This window comes from Halorubrum sp. SD612, from assembly GCF_002135005.1.
The window spans coordinates 1-23579 of sequence record NZ_NEWI01000041.1 but is presented as its reverse complement, the minus strand read 5'-3'; the positions used below and the strand labels follow the sequence as shown (position 1 = coordinate 23579).

General features: G+C 66.3%; 20 protein-coding genes and 1 pseudogene. 10 read left to right on the top strand and 11 right to left on the bottom strand.

The genetic code is table 11. From position 1 onward, the window contains the following. Positions 1-18: 18 nt before the first annotated feature. Together B9G38_RS06750 and B9G38_RS06745 are read right to left on the bottom strand one after the other, a co-directional pair. Positions 19-234, bottom strand: a pseudogene (locus B9G38_RS06750) (ATP-binding cassette domain-containing protein); the annotation flags it as partial. Next, positions 231-2255: a NosD domain-containing protein gene (locus tag B9G38_RS06745; RefSeq protein ID WP_086219897.1), complete on the bottom strand. Its 2025-nt coding sequence runs from the start codon at positions 2253-2255 to the stop codon at positions 231-233. The pseudogene B9G38_RS06750 and the gene B9G38_RS06745, both read right to left, overlap by 4 nt. 104 nt (positions 2256-2359) lie before the next feature. On the opposite strand from B9G38_RS06745, the gene B9G38_RS06740 reads away from it, so the two are divergent. Together B9G38_RS06740 and B9G38_RS06735 are read left to right on the top strand one after the other, a co-directional pair. Continuing rightward, positions 2360-2953: a nitrous oxide reductase accessory protein NosL gene (locus B9G38_RS06740; protein ID WP_086216960.1), complete on the top strand. Its 594-nt coding sequence runs from the start codon at positions 2360-2362 to the stop codon at positions 2951-2953. Positions 2954-3535: 582 nt separating this feature from the next. Then, positions 3536-4654, top strand: a complete 1119-nt coding sequence (locus B9G38_RS06735; RefSeq protein WP_086219896.1) for a signal peptidase I — start codon at positions 3536-3538, stop codon at positions 4652-4654. Between the two features lie 95 nt (positions 4655-4749). On the opposite strand, the gene B9G38_RS17765 is transcribed toward B9G38_RS06735, so the two are convergent. From B9G38_RS17765 to B9G38_RS06720, 3 genes are all read right to left on the bottom strand, one after another. Further along, positions 4750-5718, bottom strand: a complete 969-nt coding sequence (locus B9G38_RS17765; RefSeq protein WP_143415381.1) for a hypothetical protein — start codon at positions 5716-5718, stop codon at positions 4750-4752. Further along, positions 5715-6098 (bottom strand): hypothetical protein, encoded by a 384-nt coding sequence (locus B9G38_RS06730; protein WP_321166651.1) that lies wholly within the window; start codon positions 6096-6098, stop codon positions 5715-5717. The genes B9G38_RS17765 and B9G38_RS06730 overlap by 4 nt, the downstream gene beginning before the upstream one ends. Before the next feature lie 1033 nt (positions 6099-7131). Continuing rightward, on the bottom strand, positions 7132-7809 hold the full coding sequence (locus tag B9G38_RS06720) for a hypothetical protein (RefSeq protein WP_086219894.1): 678 nt from the start codon (positions 7807-7809) through the stop codon (positions 7132-7134). 174 nt (positions 7810-7983) lie between these two features. Here B9G38_RS06720 and B9G38_RS06715 point away from each other — a divergent pair, with 174 nt between their 5' ends. Both B9G38_RS06715 and B9G38_RS06710 read left to right on the top strand, forming a co-directional pair. Beyond that, positions 7984-8529, top strand: coding sequence for a hypothetical protein (locus B9G38_RS06715; protein WP_086219893.1), 546 nt, complete (start codon positions 7984-7986; stop codon positions 8527-8529). 160 nt (positions 8530-8689) lie between these two features. Next, a complete protein-coding gene (locus tag B9G38_RS06710) occupies positions 8690-9778 on the top strand; it encodes an MSCRAMM family adhesin SdrC (protein WP_233127167.1) in 1089 nt (362 codons plus the stop codon). 222 nt (positions 9779-10000) lie between these two features. On the opposite strand, the gene carB is transcribed toward B9G38_RS06710, so the two are convergent. After that, complete coding sequence (gene carB, locus B9G38_RS06705; protein ID WP_086219891.1) at positions 10001-13231, bottom strand: carbamoyl-phosphate synthase large subunit; 3231 nt, start codon at positions 13229-13231, stop codon at positions 10001-10003. A gap of 242 nt (positions 13232-13473) precedes the next feature. On the opposite strand from carB, the gene B9G38_RS06700 reads away from it, so the two are divergent. Beyond that, entirely contained in the window at positions 13474-14484 is a 1011-nt protein-coding gene (locus B9G38_RS06700; protein WP_086219890.1) for a hypothetical protein, read from the top strand. A gap of 73 nt (positions 14485-14557) precedes the next feature. Here the strand turns inward: B9G38_RS06700 and B9G38_RS06695 are convergent, their stop codons facing one another. The 4 genes from B9G38_RS06695 to B9G38_RS06680 all read right to left on the bottom strand — a co-directional run bounded on the left by B9G38_RS06695 (position 14558) and on the right by B9G38_RS06680 (position 18047). Continuing rightward, a complete protein-coding gene (locus B9G38_RS06695) occupies positions 14558-14782 on the bottom strand; it encodes a hypothetical protein (protein WP_049932592.1) in 225 nt (74 codons plus the stop codon). A gap of 136 nt (positions 14783-14918) precedes the next feature. Next, positions 14919-15452, bottom strand: coding sequence for a DUF5815 family protein (locus B9G38_RS06690; RefSeq protein WP_086216682.1), 534 nt, complete (start codon positions 15450-15452; stop codon positions 14919-14921). Between the two features lie 81 nt (positions 15453-15533). Next, a complete protein-coding gene (locus tag B9G38_RS06685; RefSeq protein ID WP_086216683.1) occupies positions 15534-15764 on the bottom strand; it encodes a hypothetical protein in 231 nt (76 codons plus the stop codon). Positions 15765-15824: 60 nt separating this feature from the next. Further along, entirely contained in the window at positions 15825-18047 is a 2223-nt protein-coding gene (locus B9G38_RS06680; protein WP_049932597.1) for a CDC48 family AAA ATPase, read from the bottom strand. Positions 18048-18269: 222 nt separating this feature from the next. Here B9G38_RS06680 and B9G38_RS06675 point away from each other — a divergent pair, with 222 nt between their 5' ends. Both B9G38_RS06675 and larC read left to right on the top strand, forming a co-directional pair. Further along, a complete protein-coding gene (locus tag B9G38_RS06675) occupies positions 18270-18458 on the top strand; it encodes a hypothetical protein (RefSeq protein WP_049932599.1) in 189 nt (62 codons plus the stop codon). A 72-nt stretch (positions 18459-18530) separates the two neighbouring features. Further along, positions 18531-19895: a nickel pincer cofactor biosynthesis protein LarC gene (gene larC, locus B9G38_RS06670; protein ID WP_086219889.1), complete on the top strand. Its 1365-nt coding sequence runs from the start codon at positions 18531-18533 to the stop codon at positions 19893-19895. 28 nt (positions 19896-19923) lie between these two features. Here the strand turns inward: larC and B9G38_RS06665 are convergent, their stop codons facing one another. Next, positions 19924-20247: a hypothetical protein gene (locus B9G38_RS06665; RefSeq protein ID WP_086216685.1), complete on the bottom strand. Its 324-nt coding sequence runs from the start codon at positions 20245-20247 to the stop codon at positions 19924-19926. 549 nt (positions 20248-20796) lie between these two features. On the opposite strand from B9G38_RS06665, the gene aspS reads away from it, so the two are divergent. From aspS to B9G38_RS06650, 3 genes are all read left to right on the top strand, one after another. Then, complete coding sequence (gene aspS, locus B9G38_RS06660; protein ID WP_086219888.1) at positions 20797-22101, top strand: aspartate--tRNA(Asn) ligase; 1305 nt, start codon at positions 20797-20799, stop codon at positions 22099-22101. Positions 22102-22356: 255 nt separating this feature from the next. Continuing rightward, positions 22357-22671: a hypothetical protein gene (locus tag B9G38_RS06655; RefSeq protein ID WP_086219887.1), complete on the top strand. Its 315-nt coding sequence runs from the start codon at positions 22357-22359 to the stop codon at positions 22669-22671. 1 nt (position 22672) lies between these two features. Next, positions 22673-23404, top strand: coding sequence for a DUF4382 domain-containing protein (locus tag B9G38_RS06650; RefSeq protein ID WP_086219886.1), 732 nt, complete (start codon positions 22673-22675; stop codon positions 23402-23404). The last annotated feature ends 175 nt before the right edge of the window (positions 23405-23579 follow it).

Sequence of the window (23579 nt, the reverse complement as noted above, 5' to 3'; positions counted from 1 at the left end):
CAGTTACCCCGACGGCGCCCCCTCGCGCGGGGCGCCGTCGGGGTAACTGACGGTTCCGTCGGTGGGCTCGACCGCGCCCGCGAGGACGCCGAGGAGCGTCGACTTGCCGGAGCCGTTGGGGCCGACGACGGCGGTGCCGCCCGTTCCGACCGACAGCGACACCTCGTCGAGGACCGGGACGCCGCCGTAGGCGCGCGTGACGCCGTCGACCGACGCGAGCGTGCGCTCGCTCACGCCGACCCCTCCGCGGTCGCCGTGGCGTTTCCGGCGGGCTCGCCGGCGGCCCGCCAGTCCGCTCGGACCGGTCCGTCGGCGTCGGCGCCCGCACCGGTGACCGCGTCGACCCGCTCGGGGTGGTACGGCGCGGCCGCCGGCGCGGGGTCGATGATGCTCCCCGAGCGGGCGCCGGGGACGGTCCCCCGGAGGGCGTCGAGCAGCCGCGCCGCGGGCGACTCGCGCACCGCGGCCGCGCTCACGTGGCGGTGGAGCGCGGCGTCCACGGGCGAAGTCGGACGATACGCCCGGCTCCCGGGAGCGTGCGGGCCGACGCTCGCGCCGTCCCAGTAGTTCCCGCGGTCGCCGTCGGCCCACACGCGGAGCGCCCCGGCCCCGGCCGTGGCGTGGTCGCCGTTGCCGACGAAGTCGTTCGCGACGACCCGGCTGGAGGGGACCACGGTCGTCGCTCGCGCGCCGAGCTCGTTGTCGACGACGACGTTGTGTTCGTACAGCGACCCCCGGGCGCTCGTCGAGAAGCCGAGCTCGTTCCCGACCAGCGTGTTGTACCCGACGTACGTCCGCGTGCCGGACGCCTGGATCCCCGCGCTGGAGTTGCGGACGTCGTTGCCGACGATCGCGTTGCCGGCCGGCCGCGTCATCACGGTGACTCCGGCGAACAGCTCGTTCCGGAAGGCGTTGTCCGCGACCAGCGCGTCGCCGGTGTACATGAGGTGCGTCCCGTACCGGTTGTCGACGAACGTCGAGTTCCGCACGATCGAGCCGTCGGCGCGGTGGAGGTAGATCCCGTCGCGTCCGCCCTCGAACCGGCTGTTGGTGACGGTGACGCGCGACTTCATCCCGGCGACGCCCATGAACCCGTCCTGCCACTCGTCGGTCCCCTCGACGAGGAGTCCGCTCGCGGTCGCGTGCGACCCGTCGCGCAACAGGATCCCGCTCGCCTCCGTGTCGACGGCGACGTCGTCGACGACGAGCCCGGGCGCGCCGACCGCCTTGATCCCGGCGTCGCCGTAGCCGTAGCCGAGCTGGATGTTCGTGTCCCACGTCCCGCCCTCGCTCTCGCGGGACGCGCGGGCCGCCTCCGGGTCGCGGGTGCGGTTCCCCGTGCCCGCGATCCGCAGCCCCGTGACCGCCACGTCGCGCGCGTGAACGGTGATCACGGACCCGTTCCCGTCGCCGACGACGCGGGTCGCTCCGGGGCCGGTGCCGCTGCCCGCGCCGGCGATCGTCACGGACCGGTTCACCGTCACGGTCTCCTCGTAGGTCCCGGGCGGGACGCGGACCGTCGTGTTCGGCGGCGCGGCCGCGACCGCGGCGTCGATGGTCGGGGCGTCCTCGCCGACGACGACGGAGACGGGACGGTCCGCGCGCCGTTCCGCCGCCGCGAGCCGCTCGTTCGCCGCCCGCCAGCGCTCCGGCGCGAGCGACCGCACGGTCGCCGCGGAGTCGACGTCGAACGACCGAGTTCGGACCGCCGCCCAGCCGACGACGGAGCCGCCGTGTTCGTCGGCGAACGCCGCCGCGGCGTCGCGGCTCGCGAATGGGACGACGACCGGCCCGGCCGGCGTCCGCGCGTCGCTGTCGACCACGTACCGCGCTTCTCCGACGGGCGTCCAGCCGCCCGCGCCGCCCGCGGCGAACAGCCCCGACTCGGTCGTGCCCGGGTCCCGATGGTCGAACGTCTCGACGTACGCGACGAGCGGATAGCCGAACTGGCGCTCCGTCCGCCCGTCGCGGCGCGAGTCGACGAACGAGGCGATCCCGTTGTACCCGACGACGTACTGGAGCTGCGAGTAGAACACCTGGACGCGCGGGAGCGTCGCATCGCCGGCCATCAGCGCGTCCGTCTCCGAGGAGAGCCCCAGCTCGACCGCGTCGTCGAACCGCACCGGCTCGGGTACCGACTCGCTCGGGTCCGCGGCGAACGCGCCCGCGGTCGCGACCGCGGCGAGCGCGACGAGCCCGAGGAGCGCGAGCCGGAGGCGACGCGACCGGGCGGTAGCGGGGTCGAAAACTGCCACGCGTCCGCTTCGATCGGCAGCGACTTAGAACGTCTGGTTCGTTCCTCGAACGAACCGTTGAACGCGTCCAGAGGGGCTAATAGCCCGGTATTCCAAATACAACTATGACGAGCGACAACCAGCCGACGAGCGCACCCGACCGACGCGAGAACATCCCGCGGCGACGCCTGCTCGCCGGACTCGCCGCCGGCGGCGCCGCCGCGGTCGCCGGCTGTGCCGGCGGAGGGTCGGAGTCCGCGTCCCCCGTCTCGATCGACGACGACCAGGCCTGCGACCAGTGCGGGATGATCGTCGCGGACCACCCCGGAACGGTCGGGCAGGTCCACTTCGAGGACGACGAGCCGGAGGGCGGGCGCCCGGCGCAGTTCTGTAGCGGCACCTGTACGTACACCTACCGGTTCGACGCGGCGGACGCGGGACGGACGCCGGTCGCGACCTTCCTCACCGACTACTCGGCGGTCGACCAGGAGGTGTTCGAGGAGGGCGGCGACACGATGTTTTCCTCACACGTCGAAAGCGAGGCGTTCGCCCGCGAGACGACCCTCACGGTCGTCGCGCGCAGCGAGGTGATCGGCGCGATGGGGCCGGACTTGGTCCCGTTCACCGACGAGGACGACGTGGAGGACTTCGTCGCGGAGTACGGCGGCGAGGCGATGCCCGCCACCGAGGTGGACCGCGCGACGCTTGAGGCGCTGTAGGGTCGGATACCGGTTCATCCGGAGGGTGAGCTCAGATTCTCGGGAACCCTCTGACGCCGGACACGCCGCCGACGACGGCCGAGAAGGACAGCGTCGCGACGAGTCGCGCTGTGCTGTCCTCTCGGATCGGGTCCGGTTTCGCTCAGTCTCGTCGCTGTCGTCTCGTCCGGTGCCTTCCCGGAGTCGGTGCTGCGCCTCGCGTGGGCGGCGGTCATCGCGATGCCCTTCATCGCACCGCGGCATATCACGCCTACCGGAATGCGAGATGAATCTCGGCACCGACGGAAAGCCGCCGGAACTCAGAGACGTGCGATACGAGGAGCGGACGCGACGGGTCGCCGTGGGTTCGGCTGTTCGAAATTCATCGCGATACGGGCTCACGTCCACAGGTTCCCTCAATTGGGTTCGTAGTCGCCCTGCGACTCCTCAACAAACGATAACACGTCGCGAAGCCGTTCGACCGGCCCTGTAAGGACATACTATCCGAACTCGTAACGTTGGTACAACAGCGGTCGTGGACTGACTCGGGACACACGTCGAACGAAGCGCTACGTTAAAACACAGACGACTCGAAAACGTCGTATGCTGCGGCGAACCGCGACAGATGTCCTTGCCGTGCTCGCGGTTATCGCAGTTGTCGCGCTGGTTGTGGGACAACTCACGGGCCAGCCGGTCTTGCTGGGGTTCGTCACCTCAGAGAGCATGGCCCCCACACTGGAAGCCGGTGATGGGTTCGTCGCGGTCCCAGCGGAGCTAGGCGGTGATATCGAGACCGGAGACGTGGTCGTATTCGAGGCCGTTGAGCTACAGGGTGGCGGGCTCACAACGCATCGAGTAGTCGGAGAGACTGACACCGGCTACCTCACCCAAGGGGACAACAATCCATTCACGGACCAAGATGGCGATGAGCCGGTCGTAACGGACGGGCGGATTGTCGCAACCGTACTTCAGGTGAACGGGCAAGTCGTCCGAATCCCACGGCTCGGTACTGGTATCGAAGCGGTACGAGAGACCGCAACGCGTCTACAGACAACACTGGCAGGAGCTCTTGGAATCGAAGCAACCGTTGATTCAGAGGGCCTCAGTGGACTGTTTATCGCAGTCGGCTTGGTCTTGCTGCTGGCCGTGTTCGCTGAGAACCTCCGCACGTCACATACACGCGACCGTATCCGCAGTCGATCTCGATTTGACGATCAAGGTATCGACGGTCGGTGGGTGGCACTCGGCCTCGCGTTCTTGATTCTCGTTCCAGCAAATGCGGCGATGTTCGCACCGACGGGTACGCATCAGATCGTCGTTGACGGCGATGACCTGCCAGCCGGCACAACGGCAGGAGAAGCCGTCGACACCAGTCTCACTGCCGAAAACGGTGGGCTTGTAACGATGCTCGTACTGCTTGAGACGACACATCCAGAGGGAGAGCTCGGGCGTGAGGAGTTAGTTGTCCCTCGCGGCCAGTCAGCAACCGCGAGCTTGACCGTGACAGCACCCCCAGCAGGAGAGCAAGCAGTGGTAACAGTGTCTGAGCACCGCTATTTCCTCATTGCGCCGGCGACAGTCATTACACGGCTTCACGCAATTCACCCGCTTGTCGCGATCGCCGCGTTCAACCTACTGATCATCGGGACGACCACGACACTCATCGGCGCGGCCTTCGGCCTCGGGCCACGGCGAACACGGCGCCGTCGAAGCCGAGTGTGAACTGCTCCGAACTACACTGCGGTGAATTTATAATTCTGTTGGTACGAACCACAATCGGACAAAGAGGTAAGTGCTGTGCGGCTACTTCGAGAGTACTACAGCGGTTCGAAACTGAACCCCTCCAGTTTAGTGACGTTCTGCCCACTCGTATTCCCGTCGAATATCAAAAACAACTCGCTGTTGCTAATATCATTCTCCGGCTCAACAGTAAAGTTGAACGGGCGATTCTTATTTTTCAGGACGAACTCTGAGCTCGGTTCAGTTCCGTTCTCGTCCACGAAGGTCACCCTGTCTCCGCTCCCATCCACAAGATACGCGATGGGGTTTCCAGTCGTCTTCGATGCCATAATCCGGAGCGCGTACGTGGTAGCAAACGGAACAGACGGAAGCCTGAATCCGACGTAGAGCCCGTCACCGCCACTACCTTTCAGATCCGCAGACGACGTACTGTCTCCGTCGTTCACGTTCTGGGAATCCACAACCGTACCAGTGGCCGGGTCGCCGGGCTGGTCGGCTTTACCAGCATCATTGTCACTGTAGTTGTTTACGTTCCCGTAATCGATTGGACAAGTGATGCTCACCGCCTCTCCCGTCGTTCGCGTCGCGTCGACGGAGAACGATTCAGTGTCGGCGACGAGTGCTAACGTGACGTAGTATTCCCCACTGAATCCACCTGCTGAGTCAGCACACGCCAGCGTTACGGCGTAGTCTCCACTTCCGGTTTCATCTAGCGACGCTTCGACCGCCTCAGTAGTGATCGAGGTGCCTGAGCTGTCTGAGACGTTCGTAACCGTCACACTAAGCTCCGAGAACGTATATTCTGTATCACTTTCACTGGCCAGTATCGTATAGATCACCGTCGACGGATTCTGCCTACTGATCGGAGTGAATGGCGATTCCTCCTCGAGCGGCAACAACGCCGTCGAATCAGTGGTTGTCGTGAGTTCGACGGCCCGATCCGAGTGAACGCGTGTTGCCGCATCGGTACTGATCGCCGCTAAGCCAAAGCCCGCCCCCAGGAATCCGAGTGCGGCTCGTCGAGTCCACCTGTGGTCTCGGGTCATGCGTTGAACTCTGGTGGCTTCTCGCTATTACCGAGCAACTGTTGACTACTTTCATACACGTGATACGCCGATGACCCAGCAAAGAGCAGCCCGATGAGTGCTGCCCACATCAGGGTCGGAATCGACGCCGGGAACACGCCAACCCACGCCGCGGCAACGAGTCCGAGTGAGAACGCAGACAACCCCAGATAATACTCGCCCCACGGGATTGAGTCGTCGGGAACAACGTCCATATAGAGGTCAAGCCTGTCAGCCTCGCTGGTCAGCTCGAGATCGCCCCTGTCGTGTGTGATGATGCCAGCGCGCTCTAATCGGGGGATGTGGTTCTGTTGAATCGAGGTGTACACCCGATGGCGTTCGCCTGATTCGACGTCTGCCACTGGTTTGTCGTTTTCCCACGCCGCGACCTCTTCAGCGATGCTCGATAGAGCGCCTTCGCCGTCGTCACGCTTCAGGATGTGAATTGTATGCCGTCGTCGCGAGTTACTCAATAGGTCGTGTATATCAGTGTGTGACAGTTGCGTACTAGTTTGTGTGGGTTGGGATAACGCGCTCATGGTACGGGAGAAAAGACGACGGCGTCGTCTTCTCTGTAAGTATATATTAAAGGATGTATCAGATAGCAATAAAACTTCATATATTTTAGTGAAACGAACATCGCGGTATTAATCGAAGAAAGCAGTGGGACGGGAGCTCAGTGTACTGTGTCGGAACACGCTCTATACAGAGCGTTTACCGGGTATACTGAGTTGGCTTCTGTGGAATGAGAGCGGACACCACGCAAAATCATTGACGAGGGTGTTCGACACAAAGTCACAGAATTATCACTCTCGATACAGCTACTCTTCTTGATTATTTAGGCGTCAGTCGAAGCCGCGTTACGGTTCACGGCCGGGTACGGAGAGCAAGCATATAACCGGCAGACGATGAGTACCCGGACTACGTTGCGGTCGATCAGCAAGCGATCCGGATCAACGGTGAGCCGTCCCGGCGGTACGCCGCGGTCGACCCGAAACGAACAGAGGCTTCCGTTCACGCCCGCTTCCGACGTATCCGATCCCGATCACACGAGAGTTTCTCACCGGATTAACTGAGAAACGCGATGTCGAGGACGCGCTGGTTCTCGTCGATGGCGGCGATCTGATCGGGGACCCGCCGCGGAAACTACGACCACCGCGTCGAACGACACGGTCTCAGAACCTCCGTCGAACGTATTCTTAAACAAGCAGAACCGCGGACATTTTGTTTTTAAATTGTTTCAACCACGCCGATCCGCCGATCCCGGAAACGTGGTCACAGGCCACGCCGTCTGGCGGAATTATCCTTCACCTACCGCGACCGCAAACAACGAAATTAGATGAGCCGACGCACCACGAACGAGTCCGTGGAAATTCACACCCCCGCTACGGCGCGCTACGGGGACGGGGTCTCTTCAATACGGATATCCAGGTCCTCGCGACTGTTGCTGCTAGTTCCGGTTTCTACCTCAGCGTTTTTCGACGGCGACGAGCCCGAGGACACCGTAACCGTAGACCCGCTGCTAACGTCAGATCCGGCGACGGAAGAAAGAATGCTACCACCGTTCGTATCTCCGAACGTAACATCGTAGCTAGTCGTATCGTTCCCGACGAAGGTGAACAACTCCGTGTAGCTCACCGTAGAGTTCGGCGGTAGACCGTTGCCGTCACCGAACACAATCGTCACGTCGTTGGCAACGAGACTGACGTAGTTGCTTCCTATTCCGGAGTACGTCTCTGTTGAGCCCGGATTTTCAGGGAATAAATTATTGCCATCAGTAGAAACATCGTTTTGACCATCTGCGTCATAAATATCGACGGTGTCAGACGACGCGTCGACGAGGACATCGACAAAGTTGGCGGTGATGTCGTCCGCGAGATCGTTCTCTTCCGTCTCAGTCAATCCAGAGACGAGGCCATCAACTCCTGAATCACTGACGCCCGCACCGAACACGTTGACTTCGACCGCACGCTGTGCCGTCGTCGAGCTGAACGCGCCCGACCCGAACGCCGCACCCGTTCCAACGCCCACAACCCCGATCGCACCTAACACACTCCGTCTGTTCATCTTCATTGATGTGTCTCTCTGTAAGCAGGGCATCTACTTAGTAAACCGCCGGGTTAGGATTCTAACCGCCACATTTAGCGACAGCGAGCCGCTTCAGGCACACCCTGAACCACCCACTCGATCCGGCGAGATGGCTAAATCGGCTCAATATTATACCCCCCTAGCGCATATAAACCGGTAATGCAAAGACGAGCACTGCTCGCGGGTATCGGCCTGTCGAGTATCGGCGTCGGGGCCGCGTTTGGATCTGGCGCGTTCACCACAGTTAGCGCGAACCGAACGGTCGATCTCTCGGTTCAGAAGGACGAGACCGCTCGGATCGGGTTCTCCCCGGGGAGTGGGGCAAGCAGCATTATCGGAACTAGTACGGACTCCAGCAGCGTGGAGGTTATCACCGTTTCCAAATCCGACCTCAACGACCGGGCGAAGACGGTGTTCGAAGACGCGCTCACCGTGACGAACAACGGAGGAACTGGTGACCCTGCGGTTAAAATTCATATCGAAGACGAAAGCTCAGTGCCCGTGGGAACTGAAAGCGGTGATGTGCTTGACCTCCAGACTGCAACCGATAACAACTCAATCGTTGGCAGCGCCAACGCCGTTGAGGTTTCCACCGACGGTGGTTCACAGTCGCTCGATGTCGTAATCGATCTCCGGGACAGTAGCGTTGATGGAAGTACGTTTGGTGATGTCACCGAAATCACGTTTGTCGCAAACAGCGTCTAGTGGTGGATATAGCGTTACTGTGACAATCCCGTAGCGACCCCGCGAGCAGTCTCGAAGCGGTGTGAGTAACACATCCCGAACTCCCCGTCTCAACATGAATCGTCCCAGTGTCGTCGTGCTCGCTTTCTTCCTCCTTATCAGTGGCACAGCAGCTCCTGTTATGGCGTTCACTGACGGTGACGAGGTCGCACCCGGATCTAACGTGTATCTTGATGCTGCTGACAGTGAGAACGCGGACAAGTACGTTCAGTTCGATGCGAGCGACGAAGTCCGCCTCCAGTTCGATGGGGTGCCACCCGGAAGCCGCACTCGTGCCGATGACCTGTTCATCGTCGGGTTCGACGGCTACCAAGACAGCGACAATGCCACAACAGTCGGGCTTAGCAGCAGCAGCGCGCACATCACTCTCAAGCGGATGGACACGGGAGCGACCTTTGACAGCGGTGAGATAACACTTCAGCCGGGTGAGAGTGTCACGTTCGGTGTGATCATCGAGACAGATCAAGCCAGTGTTACTGGGACGGTCGATCTTGAGGTGAAAATCCCCGACGAGGACACCACGGAAGGAAACGGAGGCGGCGGAACGGGTGGCGGGGCCGGCTCCGGAGGCGGTGGTAGCTCGCCCGGTGACGGGACGGACGACGCGTCTGACAACACCGAGGAATCTGACGGTAATGGACCGGAGACCGACTCGGGCGGTGGCGATACGGACGGCACGGAAGGCACTGGGACTGAGTCGGGTGACACCGATGATGGTGAGACGGACCCAGGCGCCGGAGACAACACCGGGGGCAGCGGTGACAGTGAGAACGGCTCTTCGACAGATCCAGACACACAAGACTCCAGTAGCAACGAAACGGCGTCAGACGGTGGCGGAGATGCCGCTGACCCGGCGCTTGAGCCTGGTGGGCTTCAGTTCGGAACCGTCACGCTCCGGTGGTCATTGTTCGGGGGTATACTCGCAGCGTTCACGAATTACCTTGTCCAGACCCGGCTACGAGACCAGTCGCCGGTGTTCCGATTTGACCGCTCGCAGCGTCGTGAGCGGCTAAAACCTGTCTTATTCCGTGAAGCAGCTATCGGCGTTGGTGTCTTCGTTATCACGGTGGCAGTTGCCGGGCTGTTATCAGGCGCCGGCGTTTCAGATATCGGGCAGCTCGCTGTGACGCTCATCTTCTCGGGGGTTGCCGGTGGTGTCACCGGCTATCGGCGGTTCCCGTCCCTCGATCTGAGCGTACCCCCGTCGTAAGCGTCGGGTCGTTTCCGCGCGACGCCGTTTTATACGATCGACGCTGCTATGTGTCAGTCTGACGACCAACGACCCGCCCTGAGAGTTCGGACTCGCCCAGAGGCTCGGTACGGACCTCGACGCCGTCCCAGCCGACGAGCGCGTGTCCTCACCGGACACCCGCGCGAGCCCACGCCCCGGTGAACGCGGACGCGGTCGACGGCACTACGAGTCCCGCGTCGGCTACCCCCCGGCGCCCCACTGCTCGACTCGCTTCGGCCGGTCGGAGACGGCCATCACGTCGAGGTCGTCGCCCGCGTGGTCGAGCGCCTCCAGCGCGGCCGTCGCGGAGGCCTGCGTCGAGAAGTAGGTGATCTCCTCTTCGACGGCGACTTCGAGGAGGTCGCGCTGGCGCGAGACGATGAGGTCGAGCTCGCCCCGCTTGGCCGCTTCGATCAGGTCCGTCGCCTCGCTCAGCTCGAAGTGGTCCGCGTAGCCCGCGACGAGCGCCTCGCCGGCCTCGGTGCCGGGATCCGGGAACTCTTCGGCCGAGAGGTCGACGACGGCGGTGCCGGACTCGGGGATCGGCTTCCCGGTCGAGTCCTGTGCCTTGTCGTACGCCTTGCCGAAGGAGGTCGCGGTTCCCATCACTTCACCGGTGGACTTCATCTCCGGACCGAGCCGCGGGTCCGACCCCGGCAGCCGGTCGAACGGGAGGACGACCTCCTTCACGCTGCGGTGTTCGGGGATCTGCTCGGCGGCGTCGAGGTCGGCGAGCGTCAGGTCGTCGGTCATCACCTTCGCCGCGAGCTTGGCGATGGGGACGCCCGTCGCCTTCGAGACGAACGGGACGGTCCGCGAGGAGCGCGGGTTCGCCTCCAGCACGTACACCTCGCTCTCGGCGTCGGGGTCGTCGACCCCCGTCACCGCGAGTTGGACGTTGAGCAGTCCGACCGTGTCGAGCGCGCGGGCGATATCCTCGGTGACCTCGCGGACCCGGCCCAGCGTCTCGTCGCCGAGCGAGCGCGGCGGGATCATACACGCGGAGTCGCCCGAGTGGACGCCGGCGCTCTCGACGTGTTCCATCACGCCGCCGAGGAGCACGTCCTCGCCGTCCGCGACCGCGTCGACGTCCAGTTCGACCGCGTCGTCGAGGAACTGGTCGACGAGGATCGGCTTGTCGGGGGAGACGCGGACCGCCTCCTCGATGTACTCCTCTAACTCCGCGTCGTCCTCGACGACCCGCATCGCGCGACCGCCGAGCACGTAGGAGGGGCGAACGAGGACCGGGTAGCCGATCCCGTGGGCCAGTTCGAGCGCCTCCGCCTCGCTCGTCGCGGTGCCGCCCTCGGGCTGGGCGACGCCCAGTTCGTCCATCAGGACGTTGAACCGGTCGCGGTCCTCCGCTAAGTCCATCGCCTCGACGCTCGTCCCCAAGATCTCGCAGTCGAGCCCGCGGCGCTCGATTTCCGCCTGAAGCGGTTCGCCCACGTTCACCGAGGTCTGCCCGCCGAACTGGACCATCACGCCGTCGGCGCCGGTCGTCTCGATCACGTCGGCGACCTCCTCGGCGGAGATGGGCTCGAAGAACAGCCCGTCGGAGGTGTCGTAGTCCGTCGACACCGTCTCGGGGTTGTTGTTGATCACGTGCGCGTCGATGCCGAGCTCGCGGAGCGCGCGCACCGCGTGGACCGCGCAGTAGTCGAACTCCACGCCCTGCCCGATGCGGATCGGGCCGCCGCCGACGACCACGACGCTCTCCACGTCGGGGTCGACGCGGACCTCGTTCGCCGCGCCCGCGGTGTCGGCCCCCTGGAGGAACTCCGGCAGCCGCGCGGAGTAGTAGTACGGCGTGGAGGCCTCGAACTCGCCCGCACAGGTGTCGACCTGCTTGTAGGTCCGGTCGGGGACCGCGCTCTCGACCGTCCCCACGTCGGCGTCGACGCCGCCGGCCGTCGCGGTCGCCGCGATCTCGGCGTCGGTGCGGCCGACCATCGCGGCCTCGGTGAAGTCGCCCTCGGCGGCCGCGGCGGTGCCGTCGGCGATCTTCTCGAAGCGCTCGACGTACCAGCGGTGGATGCCGGTGAGCTCGATCACGTCGTCGACGTCGTAGCCGCGGTCGAACGCCTCGAACATCGCGTACGGGCGGTCCGGGCTCGGAAGTTCGAGGTACTCCGACTCCAGCTCCGCGTCGTCGACCTCGTCGAAGTCGACGGCGGGGTCGTACTCCGAGGAGCGGAGCGCCTTCACCATGCTCTCCTCGAACGTCCGGCCGATCGACATCGCCTCGCCGGTGGACTTCATCGCCGTGCCGAGCTCGAAGTCCACGTCGTCGAACTTGTCGATCGGCCAGCGCGGCACCTTCGTCACCACGTAGTCGATGGCGGGCTCGAAGGCGGCGGTCGTCTCGCCGGTGATCTCGTTGTCGATCTCGTGGAGCCGCTTTCCGAGCGCGACCTTCGCAGTGACGCGGGCGATCGGGTAGCCCGTCGCCTTCGACGCGAGCGCGGAGGACCGCGAGACGCGCGGGTTCACCTCGACGACGCGGTACTCGCCGCCCGGGGTGCCGTCGTCGTGCCACGCGAACTGGATGTTACAGCCGCCCTGAATGCCGAGGTCGCGGATCACTTCGAGCGCCGCGTCGCGCATCTCCTGGTGGCCGTCGTCGGGGATGACCTGCGAGGGGGTGACCACCGTCGACTCGCCGGTGTGGATCCCCATCGGGTCGATGTTCTCCATGTTACAGATGATGATACAGGAGTCGTCGGCGTCCCGCATCACCTCGTACTCCAGTTCGACCCACCCCGAGATGGACTCGGTGACGAGGACCTCGCTGTTGCGCGAGAGGCGGAGCCCCTTGCGGACGCGCTCGACGAGCTCCTCGAACTCGTCGACGACCCCGGAGCCGGAGCCGCCGAGGGTGTAGGTGGTCCGGGCGATGACCGGGAGGCCGCCGACCGCGTCGACAGCCTCCTGGACGCGCCCCCGGAACGCCGCCTCGTCGAAGTCGGTGACCGACTCGCCCTCGTCTAAGGAGATGGTCGTCGACTTGGGGACCGGCTGGCCGAGGTCCTCCATCCGCCGGCGGAACAGGTCGCGGTCCTCCGTCGCGTAGATGGTGTCGAGCGGCGTCCCCATCACCTCGACGTCGTGTTCCTCCAGAATGCCCTCCTCGGCGAGCTCGGCGGTGACGTTGAGCCCCGTCTGCCCGCCGAGCCCGGCGATGACGCCGTCCGGCTCCTCGATCCGGATGACCTCCGCGATCGCCTCGGGCGTGATCGGCTCGATGTACACCCGGTCGGCCGTCTCGGGGTCGGTCATGATCGTCGCGGGGTTCGAGTTCACTAGGACGACGCGGGCGCCCTCCTCCTGTAGGGCGCGGCACGCCTGTGCGCCGGAGTAGTCGAACTCGGCCGCCTGTCCGATCTGGATCGGTCCGCTGCCGATAAGGAGAATCGTCCGGTCTTCGCTCATTACGCGGACGGAATACGCTCATCGTAATAAGGCCGGCGGTAGAGTACGAATCTCGCAGTAAATTTGCGATTTTCGCAAGCTATTCCGTATCACGGTGAGTGTTATGACATCTCACGGTAGCCGACACCGCCGTCAGGAACCGAGTCACGACGCCCGGCTCGTACGACGCGTCACCGCCGGCGTAACGGCCTGAGCCGCCCATCGCAAGGAATTTACCGAGATGTCGGGAACTCCCGGACGACATGCCCTGTTCCCGCCGCCGTGCCCTCCAACTGCTCGGCACCGCCGGCGCGACCGCCGCGACGGCCGGGTGCCTGAGCCCCGGCAGCCTCGACTCGTACGCCCTCATCGGGGACGAACTGGACCTCTCGTCGATCGGACCCCCCTACCTGTGGCCCGATCCCACGGTCATCGACGCCACCACCCGCGTCGACTTCACGACCGAAGCCAAGACCGCGTCCCTCTCCGCGCTGTTCGAGACCGGGACGGTGACCGTTAGACAGTGGCCGCTGGTCGGTCGAGACGAGTGGGGGACCGAGACGCGCCCGCAGCCGACGTTCCTCCGCCGGGACGAGACCTTCTACGAGGTCCGGATCACCGACGAGCGCGTCCTCGAACGCGAGCGCTGGCACTTCGCGGTCGACCGGGTCGACGAGACGCCACCCGACGGCGCGGCGGTCGCGGAACCGCCCTTCGACCTCTCCGACCAGGACGAGCGCGTGCTCGACGCGGCGCTCGACGCCGTGTACGCGGGCAACGACGGCTTCCTCGGGGACCCAGAGTTCGACGAGCTACAGACCGTCGAGTTCCATCACGGGCTCGACGCCGATGCGAGCGCCCTCATCCCCTCGCCCCCGTTCGAGTTCGTCGAGTACGAGGACGAGTACTTCCGGGCCGTGACGGAGCGCCGGACCGTCGAAGTCCCGGAGCGGACGTACGCGATCGGCGAGGTCAGCGACTCGCGGGCCGATTTTATCGCGTACGCGCGCGACGCCATCGTCGAGCGCAATCTCACCGACGCCGGGCTCTCGCAGGCCGCTCAAGGGGTCTTTGACGATGCGATCGCTGAGGAGCTCCGCCGCTACGAGGAGGGCGCGCCGCCCTCGGACGAACTCAGCGAGGCCCTCGGCGCGCTCGGTATCGCCGAGGACCTCGAACCGATCGACAGCTACGAGGAGCGCGTCGACTTCCGGAACGTCGTCGTCGAGTACCGTGACGGCGTCTATCGGTTCGATCTCATCGTGACGCCGTAGCACGCTCGCGGGCTCAGCCGAACGATCGCACGCCCGGCCGCAGACAGTTGCCTTCCGGGCCTCCGGCCGCCCCTCAGGTCTCCAGCCGGTACCGGTACGGTTGGCCCGCGATGACCTCGACCTCGCCGCGCTCGGCCCGTCGCCCTAACACGGTGGCGACCCTGTGCGGGCTGTCGATCGCCTCGCACTCGTCGCACTCCTCGACGAGCGCGAGGATCTCCCGGGCGGTCAGCGGCTCGTCGGCCTCGGCGAGCACGCCGCGAATTCGGTCGTACCGGTCGTATTCGCCGGCGCTCATACGTCTTACGTAGGGTCTCCGAACATATAGGGTTCAGTGTGACAGGAGTCGGACGACTGTCAGACGCACGCATCGAAGCGGCCGCGTTCTGGGGGCTGAGCGATTCTCGCGGTCGTCACCGCGGTGAGGCCGACGCTCAGGCGTAGGGGTCTTCGGCTTCGAGGTCGCGCTCCGCGCGGTACTGCTCGACGAACTCGCTCACGTCGAACTCGACCATCTCTCGTTCGAACGCCGACAGCGCCTCGTCGTCGTCGGCGTGGCTCACGGCGTGCTCCATCAGCTCGACCACCAGTTCGACGACGACCTCGTGGAGCCGGCGGGAGTCGAACTCGGTCACCCACACCATCGCGTACCCCACGTCGGCGTTCTCGCTGGCGTCGTGCGAGACGACCGCCTCGGGGAACTCCTCCAAGACGACACCGAGGAGGTGCGGCGTGTCGAACTCCGGCATCTCCTCGCTGGTCGTTTCGATCGCCTCCCGGAGCACCTCGACCAAGAAGTCGGGGAGGAACCGCTCCGGGGGATGGACGTCCATCACGACTGCGTGGGTCTCGCCGCAGTCGCACTCGTACTCGCGCATCCCGAGGTCCAGTTCGCCGACACCGATCGTCTCCCCGCAGGGTAGCTCCAGCGCGTTCTCGTCGCCGCCGGGGACGCGGGGCTTGGACATAGCTCTCTTTGGTCGCTGGCGAGGTTAAAAGGAGCGGAACGGGTCGGTGCGCCGGGGGGAGCGGCGGCGACTCGACGCCCGCTACTCGGAGTACTCGTAGCCGGATTCTCCGCCGCTCTCGGCGGATTCGTCCTCCTCTTCGGCGGACTCGCCGTCTCCGCCGTCCGTCTCCACCTCCGCTTCGACCCCGATCTCGATCCCGTTCGCCTCGTAGGTCGCCTCGATCGACTCGGCGTCGTCGCGCTCGATCTCCAGTTCGTCCCGGTCGACCTCCACCTCGACCTCCACGTCGACGGTCACGTCGTCGGACATGAGCATCGCTACGCGCACGACACTCAAAACGTCCCCGCAGGAGATCGACCGCCGGCCGCGTTACTGGAACCCGATCCGACCGCCGGTGTCGCGCAGCGACTCGCCGCCGCCGCCCTTGAACTGCTCCCTGACGTCCTCGTAGTACGCGAGGATGTCGTCGTTTATCGTCGGCCGCACCGACTCCATGGCGCGCCGGAAGTGCTTCATCTCGACCTCCTCGGCGTCGTCGTCGTCGCGCAGGGCCTCGATGGCGGCCTCGCGGGCGATCCCCTCCAGGTCGGAGCCGACGTAGCCGTCAGTGATCTCGGCGACCTCACGCAGGCTCACGTCGGGCGCGAGCGGCGTGTTCTCGGTGTGGATGTCGAGGATCTGCTCGCGGCCCTCCTGATCGGGCTGGCCGATCATCACGAGCCGGTCGAACCGGCCGGAGCGGAGCAGCGCGGGGTCGATCATGTCCGGGCGGTTCGTGGCGCCGATCACCATCACGTCGCCCATGTCTTCGAGGCCGTCGAGCTCCGTCAGGAGCTGATTGACGACGCGCTCGGAGACGTTGTTCCCCATCTCCTGGCCGCGCGAGGGCGCGAGGCTGTCGAGCTCGTCGAAGAAGATGATCGTCGGGCTCACCTGCCGGGCCTTCCGGAAGGTCTGCCGGATCGCCTTCTCAGACTCGCCGACCCACTTCGAGAGCAGCTGCGGCCCCCGCACCGAGATGAAGTTTGCGTTCGTCTCATTGGCGACCGCCTTCGCCATCAGGGTCTTCCCCGTCCCGGGCGGGCCGTACAGCAGCACGCCCTTCGGCGCGTCGACGCCCATCCGGTCGAACTTCTCGGGAGAGGTGAGCGGCCACTCGACCGACTCCTGGACCTGCTGTTTGGCCTCTTCGAGTCCGCCGACGTTGTCCCAGGATATCTTCGGGAGCTCGACGAGCACCTCTCGCATCGCCGACGGCTCCACCTCGTTCAGCGCGCCCGAGAAGTCGTCGCGCTTGACGATCATCCGGTCGATGAGGCTCGGCGGCACCTCCTCCTCGTCCAAGTCGATCTCGGGGAGGTAGCGCCGGAGCGCTTTCATCGCGGCCTCCTTCGTGAGGCTCTCGATGTCGGCGCCGACGAAGCCGTGCGTCTCGTCGGCGAGGTGGTCGAGGCTCACGTCGTCCGAGAGCGGCATCCCGCGGGTGTGGATCTGGAGGATCTCCTTGCGGCCGACCTCGTCCGGGACGCCGATCTCGATCTCGCGGTCGAAGCGCCCGGGGCGGCGGAGCGCGGGGTCGACGCTGTCGACACGGTTCGTCGCGCCGATGACGATCACCTGCCCGCGGGTCTCCAACCCGTCCATCATCGTCAGCAGCTGCGCGACGACGCGGCGCTCGACCTCGCCGGTGACGTCCTCCCGTTTCGGCGCGATCGAGTCGAGCTCGTCGATGAAGATGATCGAGGGCGACTCCTCCTTCGCGTCCTCGAATATCTCCCTGAGCTGTTGTTCGGACTCGCCGTAGTACTTCGAGATGATCTCGGGGCCGGCGATCGAGAAGAACGACGCCGAAGTCTCGTTGGCGACCGCCTTCGCGAGCAGCGTCTTCCCGGTGCCGGGCGGGCCGTGGAGCAGGACGCCCTGCGGCGGCTCGATCCCGAGCTTCGAGAAGATCTGCGGGTGTTTCATCGGCAGCTCGACCATCTCGCGGACGCGCTGGATCTCCGACTGGAGGCCGCCGATGTCCTCGTACGTAATTCCGCCCCCGGTCTTCTCGAACCCGGAGATCGGCTCCTCGCGCAGCTCGACCTCGGTGTCCTCCGTGATGAGACAGACGCCATCGGGCTCCGTCTCGACTGCGATCAGCGGGATCGCCTGCCCGGGCGACCGCATGAACGGGTGGTTCGTCGACGACATCACGGGGACGATGTCGCGCTCGACGACCGGCCGCTTGAGGATCTGGCGTTTCACCATGCCGGCGGCGTCGGAGCCGAACTGGACGGACGCCTCCTCGGGCGGGGCCAAGACGAGCTTGTCGGCCTTCTCGGCCTCCGCCTTCCGGATGGTGACGCGCTCGCCGATGCCGACGTCCGCGTTCTGGCGGGTGAACCCGTCCACCCTGACGGTGTCGGTGTTCCAGTCCTGGCGGTCGGCGCGCCAGACCTTCGCCGCGGTGGTCTCCGCGCCCTCGATCTCGATGATGTCGCCGGGCGAGAGCTTCAGATGTAACAGGGTATCGGGGTCGAGTCGGGCGATGCCGCGCCCCGAGTCGTTCGGGTACGCCTTCGCCACTTCGAGTTGGACTTCGTTCATAGTTCCTCGCGGGGGATGGTCGTATCTGGACTCGGTCCGGGAATAAGCCTGTTGCCCGTGCCGCCGCTCCGCACCGATCTGTCGGCGGCCGCGGCAGGTTGTGTTATCATATAGCACGGTTAGGCGTCCGTTCTTAAAACCTCGTCGTAAGCGTGCGTTTTCGCCGTGGATCTGCGGCGGCCGCAACGGACGTTTTTTGCCCGTTCGAGGTGACTTTCGGGCGTGTTCGACTCCCTCTCCGGCCCAATGCGGTCCCTCCTCGCTCGGCTCGCCTTCCTCGTCGCCGGCGCGCTCGTCGGGGCGGCGCTGTACGCGCTCGGCGTCGCCGGGATTCTGGCCGTCCCGCTCGCGGTGGTGGCGCTGCTGGTGATCGGCGAACTGTACCTGTTCGCGGCCGGCCAGGGGGTGTAACTCGCCCGACCCTCGCCGCCCGCCCGCGATCGGATCCGGAGGTATTTGTCCGGCAGTCGCGTCGGAACCAGCATGCGAACGCTCGTCTTCGACGGTCGGACCGGGGCCGCCGGCGACATGATCTGCGCCGCGCTGATCGCCGCCGGGGCGGACCCCGACGCGCTCGCCCCCGTGAGCGACGCGCTTCCGGTCCGGTACGCCGTCGGCGAGGTCGAGAAGAACGGGATCCGCGCGACGACGGTCGACGTCCTCATCGATGACAGGACGGTCGAGACCGACGGAGACCACGACCACGGCCACGGCCACGACCACGGCCACGACAACGATCCGAGCACCTCCGGATCTGATGAACCGGCCGAGGGGGCCGGCGTCCACCGGAGCTACCGCGAAGTGGTCGATCTGGTCGAGTCGATGGGCCTTCCGCCGGCCGTCGAGTCGACCGCGCTCGACGCCTTCGAGCTGCTCGGCCGCGCCGAGGCGTCGGTCCACGGCACCGACCTCGACGAGACCCACTTCCACGAGGTGGGCGCGGACGACGCGATCGCCGACGTGGTCGGCGCCGCGCTGCTGCTCGCCGATCTCGGTCCCGAGCGAGTCGTCACGACGCCGGTCGCCGCCGGCGGGGGGACGGTCGAGATGAGCCACGGGACGTACCCAGTCCCGGCCCCGGCGACGACCGAGATCGCGAGCCGGGCCGGGTTCCGGATCGCCGGCGGGCCGATCGACCGCGAACTGCTCACGCCGACCGGCGCGGCGATACTGGGAGCGGTCGCCGACGGCTTCGACGCGGTCCCGGACCTCGCGGTCGAACGCGCGGGCTACGGCGCGGGCGACGCCGACTTCGAGCGCCACCCGAACGTCCTCCGCGCGCTCGTCGGCGACGGGAGAGAACCCGGACCTGACGGCGACCGCGAGAAACGCGACGATGACCGAGCCCGAGCCGGGCAGCCCGTCGACGGACGGCTCGCACACGACGACATCGCCGTCCTGGAGACGAACCTCGACGACGCCGCGCCGGAGGTGCTCGGCGGGCTTCAGGAGACGCTCTCGCGGGCCGGGGCGCGGGACGTGACGATCGTCCCGACGGCGATGAAGAAGTCGCGCCCGGGACACCTCGTGAAGGTGATCTGTAAGCCGGCGGACGCCGAGGCCGTCGCCGAGCGCCTCGCCCGCGAGACGGGAACACTCGGGGTGCGCCAGTCCGGCGCGAGCCACCGCTGGATCGCCGACCGCGCGTTCGAGACGGCGACGCTTCGGGTCGACGGCGAGGACCACGAGGTCGACGTGAAGGTCGCCTCGACGACCGACGGGGAGGTGTACGACGTCAGCGGGGAGTACGACGACGCGGCCGCGGTCGCGGAGGCGACCGGCCTCCCGATCCGCGAGGTGCTTCGCCGCGTCGAAGCCGAGGTGCGGGAGCAGCTCCCGCGAGAATAGGGCGGGAGGTGACGCCCCGGCACCCCCGTCAGTCGGGGGGGTCGACCCGCTCGACGCGCTCGGGGTCGACGCCGAAGCCGTCGGCGAGGCGCTCGCGGACGCGATCGACGACGAACTCCTCGGCGTCCTCGTTGAGGCCCGCCTCCTCGCCGACCGCGAGGGTGGCGACCGCCTCGACCGTGGTGTCGTTGAGGCCGGGACGGAGGCCGGCGATCTCGATCTCCTCGACGCGGAGGCCGTCGATTCGCTCGATCTGTGCTCGTGCGCCGGCGACGAGGTCGCCGGTGGCCGCCTGCGAGACGCGGACGGTCACCGTGGCCTCGACCGACGGCGTGTGGATGGCTGCCGCCATACGCCCCCGCCGCGAGTCGAACGCGGTGCGGCCGGTCGGCCGCCCGGGGTCGCAACCCGGAACGCGACCGGTCCGCGGCCTCGAACGCGCCGGCGGCGAGGTCGCCGGCGGCAGCGCTCGCGAGGGCAACGGTCGTCCGGTTCGACCCGCGCGACGAACGCGGCGGCTGGAGAGAACGGGTGTGGTCCGTCCCGCGGGGAAACCTCCCCAGCCGACGCGCGTCACGCGGTCGGGCGGACGGACCGTGAGTTCGGAGCCGAATACCCGATCCCGATCCACCCGAGGGACGCGACGCTCACGGACCGCACGAGCGTCGGGAGGGTGGAACGGGTCATGGTCGGTCTCCGAGGCGCTGAATGCGCCGTCGTCCAACTCCAGTACCGGTTTCGTATTAAAATTATGTTAGTTATGCTACCTCATGACATGGCTAATTCGGTCCGGAAGCCGCCGATAATCCGCCGGAGCGGCCGCGGGCGACCCGTTCAGTCGCTCCCGAGACGACAGGCCTATGCCGGCCGCCCGACCAGTTGCGCGTAAGCAGTCACCGCCATGATCGAGCGAATTCACACGTCGGACGTCGAACCGGACGCGGACGAGGTCGCCATCGCCGGCCACGTCCACGAGATCCGCGACCTGGGGGGCCTCGTGTTCCTCATCGTGCGGGACCGCGAGGGGCTCATCCAGATCGTCTTCAAAGAGGAGCGCGAGCCGGAGCTGTTCGAGGCCGTTCAGGACGTCGGCGCCGAGGACGTTGTTCGCGTCGTCGGCGAACCGCTGGAGAGCGATCAGGCGCCCGGGGGCGTCGAGATCGCGCCGACCGAGTACGAGGTCATCGACGAGGCGGAGTCCCCGCTCCCGCTGGAGATCTCGAAGGACATCGAGGTCGACCTCTCGACCCGGCTCGACAACCGCGCGCTCGACCTCCGGAAGCCGGAGACGCTGGCGGTGTTCACTCTGCGCTCCGAGCTGATCACCGCGATGGAGGAGTGGTTCGAAGCCGAGGGGTACGTCGACATCAAGACGCCGCTGATCTCGAAGGGCGGCGCTGAGGGCGGCGCCGAGCTGTTCCCGATCCTCTACTACAACCAGGACGCGTTCCTCTCGCAGAGCCCCCAGCTGTACAAGCAGATGCTGATGGCCTCGGGCTACGAGGCCGTCTACGAGACGGGGACCGCGTTCCGCGCCGAGGACTTCGCCACCTCTCGCCACGTCTCCGAGATCGCGATGTTCGACGTGGAGCTGGCCTACATCGACGACCACGACGACGTGATGGACGTCCAAGAGGAGTCGCTGCGCTACGCGCTCCGCGAGGTCGCCGAGAACGCAGAGCGCGAGCTCGACCTCCTCGACGTCGACCTCGACGTTCCCGAAGACGACTTCCCGCGGATCACCTTCGACGAGGCGCTCGACATCTTGGAGACCGAGTACGGGCACTTCCCGGACGACCCGACCGACCTCGACACGAAGGGCGAGAAGCTGCTCGGCGAGCACTTCGAGGAACAGGGCCACCCCGCGTTCTTCGTCGTCGGCTACCCCGACGAGAAGTTCTACTACATGCAGGACGTGCCGGACGACGAGATCGCCTCCCGGAAGTTCGACCTGATTTATAAGGGACAGGAGCTCTCCTCGGGCGGCCAGCGCGAGCACGACGTCGAGCGCATGGTCGAGGTCATGGAGGCGGAGGGCGTCGAGACGGCGAACTTCGAGTTCTACATCGAGGCGCTGAGCTACGGCACGCCCCCGCACGGCGGCTACGGCCTCGGCATCGACCGCCTCGTCCAGAAGGTCGCCGGCCTCAGCAACATCAAGGAGGCGATCATGTTCCCGCGCGACCCGAACCGGCTGGAGCCCTAGCGAGCTCGATCCGATCCGGAACGCAAGGGGCCGTTCCGTCCCCCCCCGATGTGCGGCCGCGCGGCCGCGGTCCGACCTCGTCGCGCGAACGACGCTCGACTCGCCGACCGACGCTCGCTTTTATAAATCACCAGCCGGTTCGACAGGATAGCCTTCTCGAAGCCTCTAGCGACCGTTAAACCGGATTAAATCGGGCGTAATTCGGCTGAACGGCTTGGGGCATTAAACCGTGTAGCGCTCCGAGGATGAGTCGCAATGAACGCACTCCGAACGACGGCGCTCGTGGCGCTCGCCACGGTGGTACTGATCGGGACCGGCGCGGCCGCCGGTGCCGTCGCGGCGACGCCCGGCCCGGACAACGCCTCGGGCGACGCGGGACCGCCGAGCGACCTCCCGGACCAAGTGCCGGACTTCGTCGGCGGGATCCTCGACAGCGTGAACGAGTTCCTCGGCGGCGGGGTCGATGATCTCGGCGAGACCGTGAGCGATATCGCCGGGAACGGCGCCGGCGAGGGCGACGGAACCGACGCGGAGAACGGGACGACCGCCGACGGAGCGGGGGGTGCGTGACGTGACTGACCGCGCGCTCGACCTCGACGCGCTCGACAAGCGCACTTACCTCAAGGCGACCGGCGCCGCCGCCCTCGGGGCGACGGGCCTCGCCGGCTGTGTCGGTCGCGCGACGGGAACGCTCGCGACGCAGGTGACCGACCAGCCCGCCGACATCGGCGACTTCGAGTCGCTCGTCGTCACCGTCGAGGGGTTCTGGCTCGGCCCGGAGGGCGCCGATCCGGAGGAAGGTGACGCTGACGGCGCGAACGAGACCGACCCGGACGACGGGAGCGACGACACCGACGCCGGCGGGAACGAGACCACCGACGGCAACGGGACCGACGACGAGGGGGACGCCGCCGAGGGTCGCGAGTACTTCGAGTTCGACGAGTCACAGGAGGCTGACCTCGTCGAACTCCAGAACGGCGAGACGCAGCTGATCGACGAGCGGGAGCTCCAGACGGGCGAGTACCCGTACCTCCAGCTCGACGTGTCGTCGGCCGACGGGACCCTCACCGACGGGAGCGACGCGGCCGTCGATCTCCCGGGTAACGCGCCGCTGAAGTTCAACGAGCAGTTCGAGATCCGCGAGAACGCGCGGACGACGTTCACCGCGGACTTCGCGCCGGTGCTGCGCGGGAACGGCCGCTACCTCCTCCGCCCGGTGCCGAGCGGGATCGAGGTGGAGTACGAGTCCGAGGCGTCGGAGGACGGTTCGAGCGGCGAGAACTCGACCGACGGCGACTCGTAGCGACGCCGCGCTCTCCCGGTCCCCCGTTGGAGTCGCGGCCGCGTCCGGCGCTCGCAGGGGCGAGCGCGGACCGCACCGCGGCTTCGGGGTCAGGGCTGGGTCGGTTCCCGGGATTCGGGGACCGGGGGAATGCGCGCGTCGCTGCGAGCGGTTCCCGACGCAGAGCACTCGTCTG

Excerpts from the sequence above, each read along its gene's own strand:
- B9G38_RS06655 (WP_086219887.1), top strand. The coding sequence starts at position 22,357 with ATGAACGCACTCCGAACGACGGCGCTCGTGGCGCTCGCCACGGTGGTA.
- larC (WP_086219889.1), top strand. The coding sequence starts at position 18,531 with ATGCGAACGCTCGTCTTCGACGGTCGGACCGGGGCCGCCGGCGACATG.
- B9G38_RS06715 (WP_086219893.1), top strand. The coding sequence starts at position 7,984 with ATGCAAAGACGAGCACTGCTCGCGGGTATCGGCCTGTCGAGTATCGGC.
- B9G38_RS06735 (WP_086219896.1), top strand. The coding sequence starts at position 3,536 with ATGCTGCGGCGAACCGCGACAGATGTCCTTGCCGTGCTCGCGGTTATC.
- B9G38_RS06685 (WP_086216683.1), bottom strand. The coding sequence starts at position 15,764 with ATGTCCGACGACGTGACCGTCGACGTGGAGGTCGAGGTGGAGGTCGAC.
- B9G38_RS06700 (WP_086219890.1), top strand. The coding sequence starts at position 13,474 with ATGCCCTGTTCCCGCCGCCGTGCCCTCCAACTGCTCGGCACCGCCGGC.
- aspS (WP_086219888.1), top strand. The coding sequence starts at position 20,797 with ATGATCGAGCGAATTCACACGTCGGACGTCGAACCGGACGCGGACGAG.
- B9G38_RS06665 (WP_086216685.1), bottom strand. The coding sequence starts at position 20,247 with ATGGCGGCAGCCATCCACACGCCGTCGGTCGAGGCCACGGTGACCGTC.
- B9G38_RS06710 (WP_233127167.1), top strand. The coding sequence starts at position 8,690 with ATGGCGTTCACTGACGGTGACGAGGTCGCACCCGGATCTAACGTGTAT.
- B9G38_RS06720 (WP_086219894.1), bottom strand. The coding sequence starts at position 7,809 with ATGAAGATGAACAGACGGAGTGTGTTAGGTGCGATCGGGGTTGTGGGC.
- B9G38_RS06680 (WP_049932597.1), bottom strand. The coding sequence starts at position 18,047 with ATGAACGAAGTCCAACTCGAAGTGGCGAAGGCGTACCCGAACGACTCG.
- B9G38_RS06690 (WP_086216682.1), bottom strand. The coding sequence starts at position 15,452 with ATGTCCAAGCCCCGCGTCCCCGGCGGCGACGAGAACGCGCTGGAGCTA.
- carB (WP_086219891.1), bottom strand. The coding sequence starts at position 13,231 with ATGAGCGAAGACCGGACGATTCTCCTTATCGGCAGCGGACCGATCCAG.
- B9G38_RS17765 (WP_143415381.1), bottom strand. The coding sequence starts at position 5,718 with ATGACCCGAGACCACAGGTGGACTCGACGAGCCGCACTCGGATTCCTG.
- B9G38_RS06695 (WP_049932592.1), bottom strand. The coding sequence starts at position 14,782 with ATGAGCGCCGGCGAATACGACCGGTACGACCGAATTCGCGGCGTGCTC.
- B9G38_RS06740 (WP_086216960.1), top strand. The coding sequence starts at position 2,360 with ATGACGAGCGACAACCAGCCGACGAGCGCACCCGACCGACGCGAGAAC.